The organism is Synechococcus sp. H60.2, assembly GCF_047462315.1.
In the GTDB taxonomy this organism is placed as follows: Bacteria; Cyanobacteriota; Cyanobacteriia; order Thermostichales; family Thermostichaceae; genus Thermostichus.
In genome coordinates this window covers 16526-33406 of record NZ_JANSIZ010000001.1, presented here as the reverse complement: position 1 = coordinate 33406, position 16881 = coordinate 16526, and the positions used below count along the sequence as shown (strand labels likewise).

Annotated in this window: 18 protein-coding genes; 12 read left to right on the top strand and 6 right to left on the bottom strand. The window is 59.3% G+C overall.

The genetic code is table 11. The annotated features are described in order from the left end of the window. Positions 1-168 precede the first annotated feature (168 nt). The 4 genes from NW845_RS00170 to apcD all read left to right on the top strand — a co-directional run bounded on the left by NW845_RS00170 (position 169) and on the right by apcD (position 3965). Positions 169-894, top strand: a complete 726-nt coding sequence (locus NW845_RS00170; protein ID WP_414376172.1) for an SDR family oxidoreductase — start codon at positions 169-171, stop codon at positions 892-894. Between the two features lie 109 nt (positions 895-1003). Further along, entirely contained in the window at positions 1004-1693 is a 690-nt protein-coding gene (gene folE, locus NW845_RS00165) for a GTP cyclohydrolase I FolE (RefSeq protein ID WP_414335003.1), read from the top strand. Between the two features lie 307 nt (positions 1694-2000). Next, positions 2001-3296, top strand: coding sequence for a type IV pilus twitching motility protein PilT (locus tag NW845_RS00160; RefSeq protein ID WP_414371297.1), 1296 nt, complete (start codon positions 2001-2003; stop codon positions 3294-3296). A 183-nt stretch (positions 3297-3479) separates the two neighbouring features. Beyond that, positions 3480-3965, top strand: coding sequence for an allophycocyanin subunit alpha-B (gene apcD / locus NW845_RS00155; protein WP_414371226.1), 486 nt, complete (start codon positions 3480-3482; stop codon positions 3963-3965). A 51-nt stretch (positions 3966-4016) separates the two neighbouring features. On the opposite strand, the gene NW845_RS00150 is transcribed toward apcD, so the two are convergent. Then, the gene (locus tag NW845_RS00150) at positions 4017-4697 is read right to left on the bottom strand and encodes a HEAT repeat domain-containing protein (protein ID WP_414371228.1); all 681 of its coding nucleotides are present in this window, start codon (positions 4695-4697) and stop codon (positions 4017-4019) included. A gap of 89 nt (positions 4698-4786) precedes the next feature. Here NW845_RS00150 and rpsO point away from each other — a divergent pair, with 89 nt between their 5' ends. Both rpsO and NW845_RS00140 read left to right on the top strand, forming a co-directional pair. Then, positions 4787-5062, top strand: coding sequence for a 30S ribosomal protein S15 (rpsO, locus tag NW845_RS00145; RefSeq protein WP_414366576.1), 276 nt, complete (start codon positions 4787-4789; stop codon positions 5060-5062). 35 nt (positions 5063-5097) lie between these two features. After that, on the top strand, positions 5098-5532 hold the full coding sequence (locus tag NW845_RS00140) for a photosystem II biosynthesis protein (RefSeq protein ID WP_414366575.1): 435 nt from the start codon (positions 5098-5100) through the stop codon (positions 5530-5532). Between the two features lie 72 nt (positions 5533-5604). Here the strand turns inward: NW845_RS00140 and NW845_RS00135 are convergent, their stop codons facing one another. Both NW845_RS00135 and NW845_RS00130 read right to left on the bottom strand, forming a co-directional pair. Further along, entirely contained in the window at positions 5605-6807 is a 1203-nt protein-coding gene (locus NW845_RS00135) for a carbohydrate ABC transporter permease (protein WP_414376171.1), read from the bottom strand. Positions 6808-6916: 109 nt separating this feature from the next. Further along, on the bottom strand, positions 6917-8269 hold the full coding sequence (locus NW845_RS00130; protein ID WP_414376170.1) for an ABC transporter substrate-binding protein: 1353 nt from the start codon (positions 8267-8269) through the stop codon (positions 6917-6919). A gap of 624 nt (positions 8270-8893) precedes the next feature. Here NW845_RS00130 and NW845_RS00125 point away from each other — a divergent pair. Beyond that, the gene (locus NW845_RS00125; protein WP_414376168.1) at positions 8894-10198 is read left to right on the top strand and encodes an NYN domain-containing protein; all 1305 of its coding nucleotides are present in this window, start codon (positions 8894-8896) and stop codon (positions 10196-10198) included. A gap of 493 nt (positions 10199-10691) precedes the next feature. Here the strand turns inward: NW845_RS00125 and NW845_RS00120 are convergent, their stop codons facing one another. Further along, entirely contained in the window at positions 10692-11282 is a 591-nt protein-coding gene (locus NW845_RS00120) for a thioredoxin family protein (protein WP_414366415.1), read from the bottom strand. A 198-nt stretch (positions 11283-11480) separates the two neighbouring features. On the opposite strand from NW845_RS00120, the gene NW845_RS00115 reads away from it, so the two are divergent. The 3 genes from NW845_RS00115 (at position 11481) to NW845_RS00105 (ending at position 15362) form a co-directional block, all read left to right on the top strand. Then, the gene (locus NW845_RS00115) at positions 11481-12299 is read left to right on the top strand and encodes a TatD family hydrolase (RefSeq protein ID WP_414376167.1); all 819 of its coding nucleotides are present in this window, start codon (positions 11481-11483) and stop codon (positions 12297-12299) included. Positions 12300-12424: 125 nt separating this feature from the next. Next, the gene (locus NW845_RS00110) at positions 12425-14944 is read left to right on the top strand and encodes a GAF domain-containing protein (RefSeq protein ID WP_414376165.1); all 2520 of its coding nucleotides are present in this window, start codon (positions 12425-12427) and stop codon (positions 14942-14944) included. A gap of 4 nt (positions 14945-14948) precedes the next feature. Next, on the top strand, positions 14949-15362 hold the full coding sequence (locus NW845_RS00105; protein ID WP_414376164.1) for a DUF309 domain-containing protein: 414 nt from the start codon (positions 14949-14951) through the stop codon (positions 15360-15362). Here NW845_RS00105 and NW845_RS00100 read toward each other — a convergent pair whose 3' ends face one another. Together NW845_RS00100 and NW845_RS00095 are read right to left on the bottom strand one after the other, a co-directional pair. Continuing rightward, the gene (locus NW845_RS00100; RefSeq protein WP_414376163.1) at positions 15363-15527 is read right to left on the bottom strand and encodes a hypothetical protein; all 165 of its coding nucleotides are present in this window, start codon (positions 15525-15527) and stop codon (positions 15363-15365) included. A gap of 47 nt (positions 15528-15574) precedes the next feature. Then, a complete protein-coding gene (locus NW845_RS00095; RefSeq protein ID WP_414376162.1) occupies positions 15575-15691 on the bottom strand; it encodes a cytochrome b6-f complex subunit PetN in 117 nt (38 codons plus the stop codon). A gap of 126 nt (positions 15692-15817) precedes the next feature. Between NW845_RS00095 and NW845_RS00090 the strand changes: the two genes are divergently transcribed. Both NW845_RS00090 and NW845_RS00085 read left to right on the top strand, forming a co-directional pair. Continuing rightward, the gene (locus NW845_RS00090; protein WP_414376160.1) at positions 15818-16063 is read left to right on the top strand and encodes a hypothetical protein; all 246 of its coding nucleotides are present in this window, start codon (positions 15818-15820) and stop codon (positions 16061-16063) included. 105 nt (positions 16064-16168) lie between these two features. Then, entirely contained in the window at positions 16169-16726 is a 558-nt protein-coding gene (locus NW845_RS00085; RefSeq protein ID WP_414376158.1) for an SRPBCC family protein, read from the top strand. Positions 16727-16881: the final 155 nt, after the last annotated feature.

Genomic DNA, 16881 nt, shown 5'->3' with positions numbered 1-16881 from the left:
ACCCCAAGTTGTGTTGAGGCCGGTCGGCTCGGGATAGAGAGGGGTCGGGATCCCAGCTTCGACCATTTGTTTTGGGTGGCAGAAATCAGTGTTACACTTAGTTAACGAAGTTTCCCAGACTTTGGCGGCGCTTGCTCTCGATAGCGCCTTCCAGGGTCTCTGTTCTGGATGAGTTTTGAGAGAAAGTTCCCTGAACGTGCCCTGATCACGGGGGCCAGTCGAGGGATCGGCAAAGCGGTAGCTCTGAGACTGGCCGAGGAAGGGATAGCGGTTGCTTTGGTTGCCCGTTCCCACCCCGATTTGCTGGCAGTGCAGGCGGAGATCCAGGCAAAAGGAGGAAAGGCGGAGGTTTTTCCCATCGACTTGGCCGACTTGCCCGCTCTACCGCAGCGGTTGCAAGCTCTTTTGGATCGATTTGGTGTTTGTGATGTCTTGGTCAATAACGCCGGCATAGCCCAGGTTGGGCCTTTGGCCACCTTATCTTTGTCCGATTGGCAGCGAGTGATCGACTTGAACCTGACGGCAGCTTTTCTCTGTGCCCAAGCCGTTCTGCCCGGGATGCGCCAGCAGCGCTGCGGCACGATTGTCAACATTATCTCCATTGCGGGCAAGCGAGCCTTTCCCAATTGGGGGGCCTACTGCGCCAGCAAGTTTGGCCTGCTGGGCTTTTCTCAAGCCCTGGCCGCAGAGGAACGGCAGCATGGCATTCGGGTGACCAGCCTGTGTCCCGGAGCTGTGGATACCCCCCTTTGGGACACAGTTCAGGTCGATTTCGACCGTTCCCAAATGCTCTCGCCGGAGTGGGTGGCGGACTTGGTTGCCCACATCGTTCGCCTGCCCAGGGGTGCTGTGGTGGAAGATCTCACCCTCATGCCGGCGGCGGGGGCCTTTTAGGCTGGCTCTTCCTGGAGTGGCCTTGCTAGCCCAGTTTTGAGGGTTTCCCGGCCCTGTCTCCCTCGACAAGTTCCTTCAACCCTTCGTTCAACCAAAGGAATATCCTGCTATGACTCTTGCCAAGCCTGGATCCGGTGCCGAATTGCGACTCAACGACAAAGCCAACCTCAAGTCTCGGGTTATTCGCGATCTGTCCCACTCGGCAGAGCAAGAGCCCAGGGGCTCAGAAAGCCTGGATCCGGCGATGGTGGCCGCAGTGGAGACGTTGCTGCGGGGAATTGGGGAAGATCCCCAGCGGGAGGGTCTCAAGAAAACCCCGGAGCGAGTGGTGGCCGCGCTGAAGTTTTTGACCAGCGGCTATCAGCAGTCCCTGGAAGATCTCATCAACGGCGCCATCTTCGACGAGGGCCACGACGAGATGGTGCTGCTGCGGGACGTAACCCTATTTAGCCTCTGTGAGCACCATCTGTTGCCCTTTATCGGCAAGGCCCATGTGGCTTACATCCCCCGCCAAAAAGTGGTTGGCCTGAGCAAGATTGCCCGCATTGTCGAGATGTACTCCCGCCGCCTGCAGGTTCAGGAGCGTCTTACCCGCCAGATCGCGGAAGCCTTGATGACCATGCTGGATCCCTATGGGGTGGGGGTAGTTATCGAGGCTACCCACATGTGCATGGTGATGCGGGGGGTGCAAAAGCCCGGCTCTTGGACGGTCACCAGCTCCATGGTAGGAGTATTTCAGGAGGATCCCCGCACGCGGGAGGAGTTCTTGAGCCTCATTCGCCACCCGTCCAACTTTTAAGGATCCCGCAGCGCTTTGCCGGCAAGAAAGCTAACCCTCTGCTCAAGCTGGGCATACTAGCTTAAAATCGACGCAGATCCTGCCAGAAGCGAGGCCTGTTATGAGCGAGGTCAGCCCTGAGAACCAATTTCCCACTGACTTAGACTCCGGTTGGAAGCCGCCGACCCCGCCTGATATCCAGCGCCCCGCGCGGGAGGCTGCGCAGACGCCGCCGGTGGAGCCCCCAACCCAGTTGGATCCGGTACTGGCTGCCTCTCCCCCTCAAGGGCTTAGATCGCGTCCTGCCACCAGTGCTCCCAAACCCATCTTGGGTCGACCCGTTCCACCGGGTGTGGCTGCCGCTCCGCCTCAGACGCCAGTGCCCATGCCTGGCCCTGCAACTGCCTCGCAGATGCCACCGCCCGCTCCAGCTCCTGCCGCCCGGCCTCAGGTGTCTCCCCCCAGCCCCAGTCCGGCTGCTCCGCCTTTTGGGCCGCCGGCTCGACCAACGGCTGCTGGACGGATCCCGGTGGCCGCCGCTGCTCCTAAGTCTGCCCCCGCTGGCCCGACGCTGCGCCAACTGGTGCAGGAAGCCTACGAAAAAGGCTACTCGGATATTCACCTAGGGGTGGGAGAGGTGCCCCGTTTCCGGGATCGGGGGCAAATGGTCTTGAGTAACTACCCGGTCACCACTACTGAGATGTTCTATGGCTGGCTGCGGGAAAGCCTGCCGGAAAACCAAATCCGGCAATTTGAGGAGTGCCTGGAGCTGGATACCGCTATCCAGTACGAAGGCCTGGTGCGCTGCCGGGTCAACTGCTTTGTTTCCCTGCTGGGGCCGGCGATGGTGATGCGTCTGATCCCGCTCAAGATCTTGACCTTGGAGCAGTTGCGAGCGCCGGAGGTGTTGAAGCGCATTGCCGAAGAGCACAAGGGCCTGGTTCTGGTAACTGGCCCCACCGGCTCCGGTAAGTCCACGACTCTGGCGGCGATGGTGGACTACATCAACTCCAACTTCGCCAAGCACATCATCTCCATTGAGGATCCCATCGAGTTCGTCCACCAAAGCAAGAAATCGATGGTGCGGCAGCGGGAGGTTGGGATCCACACTCTGGAGTTTGCCAACGCCCTAAAGGCCTCGCTGCGCGAAGATCCAGACATCATCCTGATTGGGGAGATGCGGGATCGGGAAACGGTGGATACGGCTCTGAAGGCTGGTCAGACTGGCCACTTGGTCTTCGGAACCCTGCACACCAACAGTGCCGTCCGCACCATCGAGCGTCTCTTGGGGATCTACCGGCCGGAGGAGCAGGAGCCGATGCGTCTGCAACTAGCGGAGACTCTAGTAGCAATTATTGCCCAGACGCTGGTGCGCACCACCGATGGTAAGCGGACGGCGGCCCACGAGATCATGCGCAACACCGATGCTATCCGCGACTACATCAAGCGGGGCGCCGTGGACGAGATTGAGGAGCTGATTGCCGACGGCTCCTACGAGGGCATGTGTACCATGAATCAGTCTTTGTTTCGGCTCTACCAGGAGGGACGGATTACTGAGGAGGTGTGTCTGGAGGCGGCTCCACGGCGCAACGAGATGGCCCAATGGCTGCGGGGCCGGATTTAGAGCCGGTCTGCCGGCTGGGCCAGGTGCTTGAGGGTAAGGTCTGTCCTATCCTAAACTGGGAGCAGTTAGCTTGCTAAGTTGTCTTCTCATCTTCTGGGCCAGCCTTTGGCTAGGGGGATGGGTTGCTGGGCTGGCTTGATTAAGTGAATTGAAAGAGCGTTACAAAACAGGAGAATCCCTACCGTGAGCGTGATCAACCAGATCATCGAGACTGCGGATGACCAACTGCGTTACCTCTCAGTCAGCGAACTGGAAGCTATCAAAGATTACATGAGCAGCGGCGAGAGGCGTCTGCAAATCGCTCAGGTGCTAACAGAAAATAAAAAGCGCATCATCGACGAGGCCCAAAAGCGGCTATTTGCCAAGCGACCCGAATATATACAACCCGGCGGCAATGCCTACGGCGAAAAGCGCTACAACCAGTGCCTGCGGGACTACGACTGGTATCTACGTCTGGTGACCTATGGCATCATTGCTGGCAGCAAGGAGCCGATCGAGTCCATCGGCCTGATAGGGGTGCGGGAGATGTACAATGCCCTCAACGTGCCCATTGCCGGTATGATCGATGCGATCGTGTTCTTGAAGGAAGCAGCCCTCAGCCTGCTGGATCCCGACTCCGCCGCCGAGGCCGCTCCCTACTTTGATTACATCATCAACGCCATGAGCTAGCTCGTATCTGCTGGGGAGCAAAGCCTGTCTGAGTGTCAAGAGGTGGGCTGCCTACAGAGATGCTAGGGCGGCGCGGGCGTGGGCGGCCACCTGCTCTTGGGGATCCTGAGCCAAGCGGGTCAAGCCAGGGCGAGCTGCCTCGGTGCCAAGCTGGGCTAGGGCAATGCAGACGCGGTAGCGCAACTGCCAGTCGTCCGAATCGATGAGGGGCTCCAGATGGGGGATGGCTCGCGGATCCCCTAGATCTCCCAGGGCAGCGGCGGCGGCTGTTGTCAGCAGCTCGTCTTCTTCCTGCAAAACCTGCACTAGGGTATCGAAGGCGGCGGGGTTACCCAGCTCGCCCAGGGCGGCGACAATGCTAAAGCGCACCAGCCACTCCGTCTCTCGCTGGTAGGCTTCTAGCAGATCGTCTAGGGCCTGCGGCTGCTTCAGATCCCCCAGGGCGGCGGCGGCGGCAGCCCGCACATCGAACTCGGGATCCTCTCGCAAAAACCGTCGCAGAATCGGCAAAAGGGCAGCCGGATCGACACCTTCGCCGGAGAGGGTGCCCAATTGGCTGATGGCGGCATAGCGGACGCGGGCATTCTCGTCGGTTACAGCTCGCTGCAACAGTGTCAAGGCTGCGGTCGGGGGGAGCTCTCTGGCTTTGTTGACGGCGCGCAGCCGATCCCCCAAGTTCTGAGAGCTCAACAGCTCCAGCAAGGCCGGCAGATCCCCAGAAGTTGTCGTCATCTCCTTATTCTCCCCCTAACCTGGCTATAGCAAAGGACGAAAAGCCGATGTTATCATTCTGAGGCAGTGCATCCAGTTTTTGTGAACTTATGGCCTTACTGCAGCAAGAAAAGCAGGAGATTATCGAGACCTACCGACTTCACGACACCGACACCGGTTCTGCGGAGGTACAAGTTGCTCTTCTAACCAGCCGTATCAACCAACTCTCGCAGCACCTTCAGAAAAACCCGAAAGATTTTAACTCCCGCCGCGGCCTGATGATGATGATCGGTCGGCGCAAGCGTCTGCTCAACTACATTGCCAAACGTTCTCCCGACCGCTTCCGGGAGCTGGCCGAACGGTTGAACATCCGCGTGAGAAAGTAGGCAGCTAGCTAAATCGCTGTTGGAGAGCTACCTTCGTGGGCAAGTCCAGCCGCTATTCCAAAGCCTCCCGCCGCCGCTCCAGCCCTACCCCTGCTCAGGTGGAGAAGCAGCCGACCCAAAGAGAGCCGGTTGCTGTTATCCCTCCGGAGGTGAGCCGGCGCATGGTGCGGCGGATCTTGGTCTTTTCCGGGATCCCTTCTGGCCTTGGCTTGAGCAGCTTTTTTGTCAATTACTATCTCTTAACCAACCATGTGGTGGCTCTGCCACCTTACTTTACCCTAGTGGAGTCGCTGGCCTTTTTCGGCCTTGGCTTTTTGGGTATTAGCTACGGCGTGTTCTCGGCTTCTTGGGATCCAGAGCCGGGATCCCTGCTGGGAATTGGCGAGTTCCGCCGCAACCTAGGCAATGTTTTCAAGCAGTGGCGCGAGTTGTCTGCCCCTTCTGAGCCTTCGGACGCCGACGAGTCCTAGATTTTGCTCTCTCTCAAAAAAGGCCAGCCCTCGTCCCTAGCCCCTCTCCTCTGGGAGCGGGGCTCTCAACTCTCATCCTCCATACGTTACATGACGCTCGGTGGTGCGGAATTGCAGGATCGTCAGGCCCACCACAATTAAGAAGAGCACAATTGATTGGGCGGCTGCTCTGCCCAAATTGCCCGACGATACACCGATTTTGTAGATCTCGTAGATCAGCACCGAGGTGGATCCGGAAGGGCCGCCGGCAGTCAGCAGATCAATGGTGCCAAAAATATCAAAAAAGGCGTAGGTCATGTTGGTGATCACCAAAAAGAAGGTGATGGGGGAAAGCAGCGGTAGGGTGATGGCAAAAAAGCGGCGAAGGGCCCCTGCCCCATCGATGGCAGCCGCCTCCTGCAAATCTTTAGGCAGGTTTTGCAGCCCAGCCAAATAAAACAAAATGTTGTAGCCCATCTGCTTCCAAACGCTGGCAAAGATCACCACCCAAGGGGCTAAATTGGGATCGCTCAGCCAGTTCAAACGTGGGATCCCTACCAGCCCCAGTAAGTAGTTGGCTACACCGCCCAAGGGGTTGAAGATGATGAAAAAGATGATGCCGGCCACTGCTGGCGAAATGGCATAGGGCCAGATCAGTAAGATGCGATAGATCGCCGCTCCGCGAATGGGCTGGTAGAGCAACGTGGCGATCAACAGGGATCCGCTCAGCCCTAGCACCACGATAGCCGCCGAAATAGCAAAGGTAATCCCCAGGCTGCGCAGATAGGTGGAATCTGTCAGCAGAGCGGTAAAGTTATCCACACAGACAAAGCGGCTGCGCGGTGCACCCACAAAGGTGAGCAGAGTGGAAAGGCGCAGGGTATCCAGCCCTGGATAGTAGAGAAACACCACCAAAATGGTGAAGGTGGGCAACAAGAGCAGCCAGGCCAGCCACCCCTGCTTGAAGATACCCCTCTCTTGGGGGGCTGCACTGGGGATCCCCAGGCGGCGCTCCTGTTCCTTGCGGATCCACGCCAGCAGCGGCCAGAGGGGGATGGCCATGCCCGCCACCACCAGCCCCACGCCAAAAGCGAGGTCGATGGCCTTGCGCTCCGGCGCAAAGGTGCAAAAATCCAGCGGCACCATGAAGATCAGGGATCCCAACCCTCCTGCCAGACCCCCCAGAGCCGCCCCCAGCAGCACAGGCCGCTCGATGTGCCGAAAACGGGATCCCACCCAGAGGGCCCCTGACAACCCTGCCAGCAGTGGCACCAGCACTTGCATCCATTCCCCCATGTTCTCTTTCCCCTCTAACCTTGCAAAAGCCAAGAAAGGGGCAGGCGGCTGCCCACTCCCCATCTTCGGATTTCGCCGTCAATCCGACAGCATCCCAGCTACCGGCCAATTACTGATAGAGGGAGTTGTACTCGGCCAGCAGGCGGTTGGCCTCCTCGTTGGCCTTGGCCATGGCCTGGGCCGGATCCCCGCCCTTGAGCATGAGATCTTCCATAGCCTGGGTCACCACGTTGCGAATCTCAGGAAAGGCTCCCAGCAACGCCCCACGGGTGGCAGGGGTGACCTTGGAGTTGTTGATTTGGTCGATGGCAGTGAAGAAGTTGGGGTTTTCCTTGAACCAGCCCTGCGACTCCAGCAAGGCTACCGAGCTTTTGCGAATGGGCAGATAGCCAGTTACCTTGTGCCACTCGGCAGCATTTTCGGTGCTATTCAGCCACAACATGAAGGTCAGTGCCCCCTCTTCCACCTCTTTGGGCAGATCCTTCACCAACCAAAGGCTGGCGCCCCCAATCAAGTTCCCCGTCCAACCCTTGTCGGCGTTGTAGGGCATGCGGGTGGTGACCAGCTCGATGTTGTTCTGCTTGGCGGCGTTGGTGATGTTGGCCGCATCGGCGCTGCTGGTGATGGCCATGGCGACGGTACCGGTTTGGATGGCTTGCTCCGTGGCCGCCCAATCCCGCTGCTTGCCGCTGTAGATGTAGTAGCGTTTGTCGTACATCCCTTTCCACCAGGTGGCGATGGCTACCGAGGGCTCCGAGTCCAAAAAGACCTGGGTAGCCCGAGCGGCGCGGCCATTTTCGTTATTGGCCAAGAGAGCATTCTGCTGTGCCATCCACTGCTCGTAGAACCAGCCGTGGTTGGGCCAGGTGACGCAGCCCTGGGGCGCATCGGGAAGCGCCATGATCTTCTCGCAGGCGGCTTCCAGCTCCTGCCAGGTGGCCGGTGGCTTCTCGATCCCAGCTTTCTTCAAAATGGCGGTGTTGGAGTAGAGGATGGGGCTGGAGCTGTTCCAAGGCATGGAGGTGAACTTACCATCCAGGGTGTAGTAGCTCACCACCGGCTCGATAAAATCGTCGAAGTTCACCGGGATCCCGTTCACCTCGGTGCGGTTGCCCAGCGCCTCGGCGATGGACTTGAAGTAGCCGAAATCCCGTGCCCGTTGGGTGCCCACCTCAAACCACTGCACCACCGCCGGAGCGGCATTTTGTTGAATAGCGAGGTCGGTAGCCTGTTGAATTTCTTCGTAGTTGCCGTAGCCCTCAACAGTTACGTTGTATTGAGGAAATTGCTTGTTAAACTCCGCCGCTTTTGCGCGGGCCCAATCGAGACGGTTATCGGTAAAGGCAATCCAAACTTTGACGTTGGCAGGAGACTGGGCAAAGCTGTCGGCAGCTAGGAAGGCAGCGCCGGCGGCAGCCACCAAGCCAGCGGCGAAAGCCAGGAAAGTACGACGGGTGTTCATAGAAAAAGGCAGTTGCATTCACTAAAGGCACATCCGAGAATACTGCACCGACATTAAGAGCAGGTTATAATTCCCCTCGTCAACTTGGCCAGGGCTCTGTCGTCGGTGTCTATGCCCCAATTGAACCTTCAGGATGGAGTCAGAGATGGTGCCAAGCTTGAAAAACATCAGGTTTCAGCGGGTCTGGAGTGCCTAGGCACGGCCTAGTCCAGGCAATGAGCGGGGGATCCCTGTGCTCTAGACAATAGCAGACGGCTTGGGTGACTTGGGTGTCAGCGACAGTTTTGGAGGGAGGCTTGAGGCGGCCACCCCGTAGCAGAAGGAACTGAAGCTCGGCGTGGGAAATCACTAATTTAAGGGAGCAGATGGGTGAGCAGTGGTACTTTGCACACGGAAGTAACCTCGCTGTGCAACAAGGAGTGCCATCCGGTAAAGCTGAAATAAAAGCAAGATTGTCGGGATAAGGCAGGCTACCTAGTTGGTGGCTATGTTGGGATCTACGTCGGTGGGAATCCGGTAGATTTTTGGGAGTACCGCACCTGACTTCAGAACAGGTCACTAGTTGAAATCCTGGTAGGGTTGTGGCAAGCGAGTTTAGGCGTTAATGTTGCATGGAGGGAGGCGATGCCGTTCAACACTGCAATCTTCTACGATATCGAGAATCTCCTGAAGGGTTATGCGTTTTCTGCACAGACGCTGGCCAACTTGTCACTCCGAGAAATACTGGAATCCGTCCGCAAGACCGGCCGCTTATCGGCAATTGCGGTTCAACGCGCTTATGCCAACTGGAGTGACCCGCGACTTGGCGTCATGCGTGGAGAGATCAACGAGTTGGGTATCGAGCCCGTACAAGTGTTCGGTTTTTCCAGAGATCAAAAAAAGAATGCTGCTGACATCCAGCTAGCAATTGACGCGGTTGACTTGGCACATATCAGACCATCAATCGAGGTGTTCGTCATAGTCTCCGGTGACGGCGGCTTTGCCTCCCTGGCGAAGAAGCTTCATGAGTACGGTAAGGTCGTCATTGGGTGTGCATACACGAGCGCGGCGAACCGTGTCTTCCAAGCCATCTGCGATGAATTCGTGCCTATCCCAGATCCGGAGGACAGAAGTGACCGGGAATCCACATCCACACTCCAAGGCCTTGGGGAGGGGCCGCAGATCACAACTCCCCTCGTTGTTCGTATGGCAAGAGCCATAAGGCGTGTTGGGACAGGCGACCGACAGGCTGTGATCGCAAAGGCCAAGGAGATTCTTCACTGGCTGGAAAACGATGAGGAAGCCCAACGCGATCTGAGTGGCCAGGGCCTTCATTTGTCGGTCGTGAGTGAGGCCATTCGTCACGCAGTACCCGATTTTGAGGCAAGCCGGGTCGGATTTGCGAAATTTGTCGAGCTGCTTCAGTATTTGTGTGCAGGTACGAAGCTGTGCGTGTTTCGCTCCAGCGGTGGTGCTGTCGTTTTGGCAACCCGCTCCAATGCTCGACTGGCGGCTGAGGCACTGCCCGATCTGAGTAGCGACTTTGTGCATTCGGTCGAGAACTACCGGTCGTTGCTAGCCACGGGATTGCCAATTTTTCGGCTGCCGGCTCCTGCCGACCTGAGTAGGGTTGCAGCCTGGATTGCCGAAGTGTCACCGCACAACGTTGAACTGGGAACAATCATCGAAACGGCAACCGGCGCCCTTGGTAGTGCTGTATCTTCAGAGGCTACAAAGAGAGCGCTCCTGTGCTTCATCTCGGCAGGAGTCTTCGACCGACAGCCAGATGGGTTGCCTCTTTCAGAACAGAAGCTAACGCTGAAGTTTACCATGCGGACGCCTGCACAGATCCTAGGTGCGCTAGGGTTGGCAGCACGGGCAAAGCTAACAGCTGCTCTTGGTGAAGTGCAGGATGAGTTTCTTAATGAGCTGCTGCCAGCGGATGCCTGACAAAAACATGCAGTAAACAGCGCTGAGCCCTGCTGCTGAAGGTTATGCTGCTAGTCCCGCTAAGTTTAAGGGATCCCTAGAAACCCAGTAGGTTTGGTCAGAGGCGGAGCGCCCATGGGATTGCGTTTTGGGGCTGCTGTAAACCAGCCTGGAGTCCGTGGTTAGCTTGCCAACTGCAGGGCTGCCATTCGCGTCAGCGGCGCGTAGCGCTTAAGCCCGCTCCGTACCGCTTAGCGGCCAGAAGCGGGTAGTTTACTGATGGGCTACACTGGCCATTTGAGCAGAGGCAGTGGGAGTAGCTGTTAGAGCATGGCCAGAATTGCCTTTGCCAACCTCGGCTTTGCTGGACGGCAGGAGCACCTGCCCAATTCCCTGCAGCTTTAAACCAGCGAGCCAGCGCAATTTTTTAACATCGCTGCCCGCTTTTTTCTGAGGGTAGGCGCTGTACCCCTGGTCGGCAACTTCGGGTTATACTCAAGGACTTCCGGCGGATTTAGGCTTGCTTGAAGTAGTCGGGCTCGTTGCCGGGCTTCCACTTGATGTTGCAGCCGAGGCTGGGCTTTTGGTCAGGATCAATGGGCTTGCCCGCCAGCAGGTTATCCAGTGCCGCCCGCAAGTCTTTGCCCGTCACCGGCACATCCGTCAGGCTGGGGCGGCTGTCGTCCAGTTGGCCCCGGTAGACCAGCTTACGCTCCGCATCAAATAGGAAAAAGTCGGGGGTGCAGGCAGCGCTAAAGGCTTTGGCCACCTCTTGGGTTTCGTCGTAGCAGAAGGGGAAGGTAAAGCCCAAGGTCTCGGCCATCTTCTTCAAGTTCTCGGGGCTGTCGTCGGGGTAGTTCTCCACATCGTTGGCGCTGATGGCTACAATGCCGACGCCGCGATCCTTGTAATCTCTGCCGATGCGGGCCAGCTCTTCTTGCACGTGCTTCACATAGGGGCAGTGCTGGCAGATAAACATCACCAGCAAAGCGGGCTTGTCGGCAAAAGTAGAGAGGGAAATGGTTTGGCCGCTCACCACATCCGGCAGGCTGAAGTCAGGGGCCGGGGTGCCCAAAGGCAGCATGGTCGAGGGAGTACGGGCCATAACAAACCTCCAGCGTCAGATTTCTTTAATCATCATGGATCATCCTGCTCCCCCAGGCTTGCCGGCAAGAAGGGATCCTTAGGATCCCGACCGGGCCGAGAACCGCTTTTACGAATAGCCGCGTAAAGCCACCGGTTTCCCGGCGGGGGAGTGTCAAAATTGGATAGAGTCCGCAACATTTTGTTCGGGAGCTGAGCCTTGAGCACCGCCGTCTTGCCCGCTGCCCCCCTGGTGGACACCCACGTCCACCTGAACTATCCCGACTTTACAGAAGATCTACCGCAGGTGGCCGAGCGCTGGCGCCAGGCCGGGATCCGGCAACTGGTGCACTCCTGTGTAACGCCAGCGGAATTTCCCCAGTTGCAGGCCATTGCCGACCAGTATCCGGAGGTGTTTTTGTCGGTGGGGCTGCACCCTCTGGAGGCGCGCCAGTGGCAGCCGGATCTGGCCGAAAAGATCGCCCAGTTGGCCGCCAGCGACACGCGGGTGGTGGCCATCGGGGAGACGGGCTTAGATTTTTACAAGTCCGACCCGGCGGACATCGAGCGGCAACAAGCATCCTTCCGCGCCCACATTGCCATTGCCCAGGAGCAGGATTTGGCCCTGATCGTCCATTGCCGCGAGGCGGCAGCAGCCACCTACGAAATCCTCAAGGAGGCCCTGGCCACCGGGGGGCCGCTGCGGGTGGTGATGCACTGCTGGAGCGGATCCCCGGAGGAGACGCGGCTCTTTGTGGAGCTGGGCTGCTTCATCAGCTTTAGCGGCATCGTGACCTTCAAGAACGCTGAGACCGTGCGCCGGTCGGCCTTGGAGGTGCCCTTGTCCCAACTTTTGGTGGAAACCGATTGCCCTTTTTTGGCCCCCACCCCCTTCCGCGGCAAGCGCAACGAGCCAGCCCATGTGCAGCGGGTGGCCCAAACCCTGGCGGAGCTGTTGCAGATCCCCTTGGAAGACCTGGCCCAACAGACCAGCCAAAATGCCGCCCGCCTCTTCCGCCTGCCCCAGCCCCCTTTGTGAAGGAGAGTGGAGAACTTTTGAATTCCTTAAGCTTTTCCCTTGCGGCTCTGTAACTTCCCGGCAGGGGGCGCTATCGTGAAAGAGGGAGTGTAGCTTCCAATACTTCTGCGCTTCCTTATGTAGAGATGGCTATAGAGAACTTGGCCCCTGCAGCCTGCACCAGCCGGGATGCCCTCATCAACCGCATTACCCACCAGATCCGGCAATCCCTGGAGCTGGATCAGATCCTGAGGGCAACGGTGGAGGAGGTGCGCGCCTTTTTGGGCACGGATCGGGTCAAGGTGTACCGCTTCGACCCGGAAGGTCATGGAACGGTGGTGGCGGAAGCTCGACAAGCTGAGCGGCTGCCCTCTCTCCTGGGTTTGTCTTTTCCGGCGGGGGATATTCCTGAGCAAGCGCGGCACCTGTTTCGCCTCGCTCAGGTGCGGGTCATCGTGGATGTGGAGGGCCAAACCCGCTCCCTCAGCCAGCCGGAGCCCCTGGGCCGCTTTGCCCAGGCCCAGCCTTTGCCTCTGGGAGAGGTGCCGCAGCGGCCGGTGGATCCCTGCCATGCCCATTACCTCAAGTGCATGGGGGTGGCCTCTTCCCTGGTGGTGCCCCTCCTGCATCACCAGCAATTGTGGGGGCTCTTGGTCTCCCACCACACCGAGCCGCGCTCCTACTCTGCTGAGGAGCTGCAGGTGGTGCAGTTGGTGGCGGATCAGGTGTCGATTGCCATTGCCCAGGCGGAATTGCTGGAGCAGGCGCGGCGGAAGGCGCAGCAGGAACGCTTGATTAACCAAATTGCGGCGCTGGTGTACTCGCCGCTTCACCCCGAAACCACCCTGAGCACCGTCCTGGAGCAGCTTACCGCCCAGCTCCAAGGGATCGGGGCGCGGCTGCGCATCCAGTTCATGGGCTTGGAGACTCTCCACTGCTATGGAATCCAGCCGCCGGCAGGGTACGACGCCTGGCTGCAGGAGCAGGTGGGAAGAGGCAAGTCGGCAGGGAACGGGGTGAGAACCTGGTCGCTTTCGCAATTGGAGAAGTGGCCAGAACTGCGGTCGCAGGTGCAGCAGACGCTCATCCGCGGGCTGCTGGCGGTGCCGCTGCTTTGGAACGAGCAGGTGGTGGGCTGGCTGAGCGTGTTTCGTGGCGCCATCTGCCAAGAGACCCACTGGGCCGGCTACCGCTGGCCCGCCCAAGGGGAAGGTTGGGAGGATCCCCGTCAACAACTGCCCTTGATCTCTTTTGCCGCCTGGCGGGAGCTGAAAATTGACGAGCCCAAGGCTTGGTCGGCCCCAGAGCTGGAGCTCGTCAGCCGCGCTGCCGTGCACCTGGCCCTCTCGATCACGCAAAACCAGCTCTACCGGCAGTTGCAAGATCTCAACGCCCGTCTGGAGCAGGAGGTGCAGGAGCGGACGGCGGCCCTGCAGCGCTCTCTGGCTATGGATGCCCTCTTGCAGCGGGTCACCGACCAGGTGCGCACCACCCTGGACGAAGCCCAGATCCTGCGGGCAGTGGTGCAGGAGTTGGCTCTGGGGCTGCCCATCCAAGGCTGCGATCTCTGTCTCTACGATCCGGAAGCCGGCCAGGCCACGGTGCGCTACGAGTACACCGCCGCCCTGCCGCCTGCAGGCGGGATCGCTCTAACCCTAGCCGACTACCCGGATCTCTACCGGCAACTGCAAAGGGGGCAAGCGGCGCAACTGTGCCATTTGTCGGGGCAAAGCTGGATCCCGCGGCGGGAAGGGCTGACCCTGCTGGTATGTCCGCTGCGGGAGGATCAGGCCGTGTTGGGCGATCTGTGGTTGGCCAAGCCGGCAGACGAGTGCTTTGATGAGCTGGAGGTGCGGGTGGTGCAGCAGGTGGCGGATCACTGTGCCATCGCCATCCGCCAGGCCCGTCTCTACCAGGCCTCGGTGCAGCAAATCAGCGAGCTGGAACGCCTCAACCGCCTCAAAGATGATTTCTTGAGCACCGTCTCCCACGAGCTGCGCACGCCCATCACCAACATGAAAATGGCCATCCAACTGCTGAAGCTGGCCCGCACCCCGCAAAAACGGGAGCAATACTTGCAAATCCTGGAGCAGGAGTGCGAGCGCGAGGCGGAATTGGTCAACGATCTGCTGGATCTGCAGCGGCTGGAGCAGGGATCCAAACCCCTTCATCTTGAAGAAGTGTCCCTGGCCGCCTGGCTGCCCACTGTGCTCCAGCCCTTTGTGCAGCGGGCCCAGGCCAATCAGCAACAGTTGCGGTGGCAGATTGACCCAGCGGTGGGCAAGGTGGTGACGGATCAGGTGGGTCTGGAGCGGGTGGTGCAGGAGCTGGTCAACAACGCCTGCAAGTACACCCCGCCTCACCACCGCATCACGGTGACGGCGCGCCGCCTCAGCCCTGAACAAGTGCAAATTCGAGTTATCAACGAGGGGGTGGAGATCCCCCGCAGCGAGTGGGAGCGCATTTTTGAGAAGTTCTACCGCATCCCCAGCGGGGATCCCTGGAAGCGGGGCGGCACCGGCCTGGGGCTGGCTTTGGTTAAGCAGTGGATGCAGCGGCTGGGGGGCAGCGTCTGTGTACAAAGCGGCCACGGTAAGACCTGCTTTGCCCTGCTGTTGCCGCAGGGATCCCTGCAGCAGCCGCCCCTGAGTCGCAACTGTGCCTAGACCCATGAGCGATGGCCACCCAGAAGCGCTGCAACTAGCCGTTGTGCAATTCAACCGGGGGGAGTTCTACGCCTGCCACGACACCCTGGAGGCGCTGTGGATGGAGGCAACAGATCCGGAGCGGCGCTTCTACCAGGGGCTGTTGCAAACCGCCGTGGCCTACTACCACCTGCAAAACGGCAACCGCCGCGGCTGCATGATCCTGCTGGGGGAGGCCAACCGCAAGCTGGCCGACTTTCTGCCCACCTACGCCGGCTACAACCTGCAAGCTCTCTGGGAAGCCAACCAGAGTCTCCTGCAAGAGCTCTTTTGCCTCCAGCCTGAGGATCCCTTGCCCTGGGTGGCCCCTCCTGCCCTGAGAACCGTTGACGACAGGCCCGATCGCGAGGCTTCTTGGAATCTCCCAGAACCCCAGTAGCTACCGCCGCTTGGAGCGACGAGCTTGCCGTTCTGCCTCGCTGCGCCGCCGCCGATCCCGCCAGTCGATAAAGGTGATGTAGCCAACGCCCACAGTGACAGCCGTCAAGAGCAAAAAGATGCTGCCGTAGACGAGGCGGACAACCCAGGGCAAGTCAATTTCCATAGAGCAGGACGAAGTCCTTTAGCAACAACAGGGCCAGGCGGGATCCGCTACATGCCGTTACGGCCCCAGACCACAAAGGCAATGGAAAGGGCAAAGAAAGCAGCAACAGCAACCCAGCCAAAGGTGATGATGTCCATACGTTTAGCCAAGCAAAGAAGGCTCATCGGGGTGATCCCATTTTACGGGATGGGATCCCTTGTCAGCGGGCATTTGCGAGCACCTTATTCTCAGTTCAAACTGGCTACAGTGGGGTCAAATCCAAAACATCTGAGCCAAACGGGGGGGATCCGATGGTACTGGAGACATTGCCGCTGGTGGCCGCGGTGGCCATCGCCATTTTTATGCTGGTTTTCTGGGTGCGGGTGGTTCGAGAGGCCATCTGGACGGCGGTGGGGATCGTAGTTCTCCTGGCCGTGCTGTACGTGGTCTTTAGGATTGGCCCGCGGCAGGTGCTGCAGGAGCTGCGGGATCCCTTTGCTCTTCTGGATCAAGTGTGGCAGGTGATCGTCGCCTGGTTCCAGGCCCTTTTCCCCTAGTGCGTTATCTGCTATACAATTCCTCGTACAATGAACTGGGCTTGGGTTGGGGCTGCCGGCCCTTCCCCTTGGTTCTGTAACCCTGACGCGCTCCGATTGCTGGCCATGCCTTCCGACTCCCCACAGGATCCCCAAGGCCTCCCAGACCCTGCTCCGGAAGACGGGATCCCAGTTCCCGAAGATATCCAGGTGGAGGTGGAGGACTTGGGGGAGCGCCGCCGCCATGTGCAGGGCCGCGTCCTTATTCCGGTGGAGCGACAGTGGGTTTGGCAGGTTTTAACCGATTACGACCATCTGGCGGAGTTCATTCCCAACTTGGTGGAAAGCCGCCTCCTCGGCAGCGAGAATGGCCGCAAACTGGTGCGCCAAGTGGGATCCCAAAAGGTTTTATTTGCCCGCTTTTCGGCGGCAGTGGTGCTGGCCATTGAGGAAATCTTTCCCCACCAGCTTCGCTTCCAGGAGGTGGAAGGGGATTTTCTCCTCTTCGAGGGGTTTTGGGAACTGGCCGAGTGGCTAAACCATCAAACTTTGCTCACCTACCACCTGCAGGTGAAGCCGCCGCGTCGCATGCCGGTCGGCCTGGTGGAACGGCGCCTCCGCCGGGACTTGGCCTTTAACCTCCAGGCGATTCGGGAGCGCTGCCTGAGTCTATGTTCCCAATAGGGCGTGCCATCCCAAGCGCTCCGCGCCGCTAACGCGAACACCCCCAGCCCCTCTCCCTAAGGGAAATTGCCCTCACCCCCAGCCCCCTCTCCCTTTGGGAGAGGGGAGCTACGGATCTAGGCCAGAGCTTTGCGGTAGCCTGATTTGTTGGATAT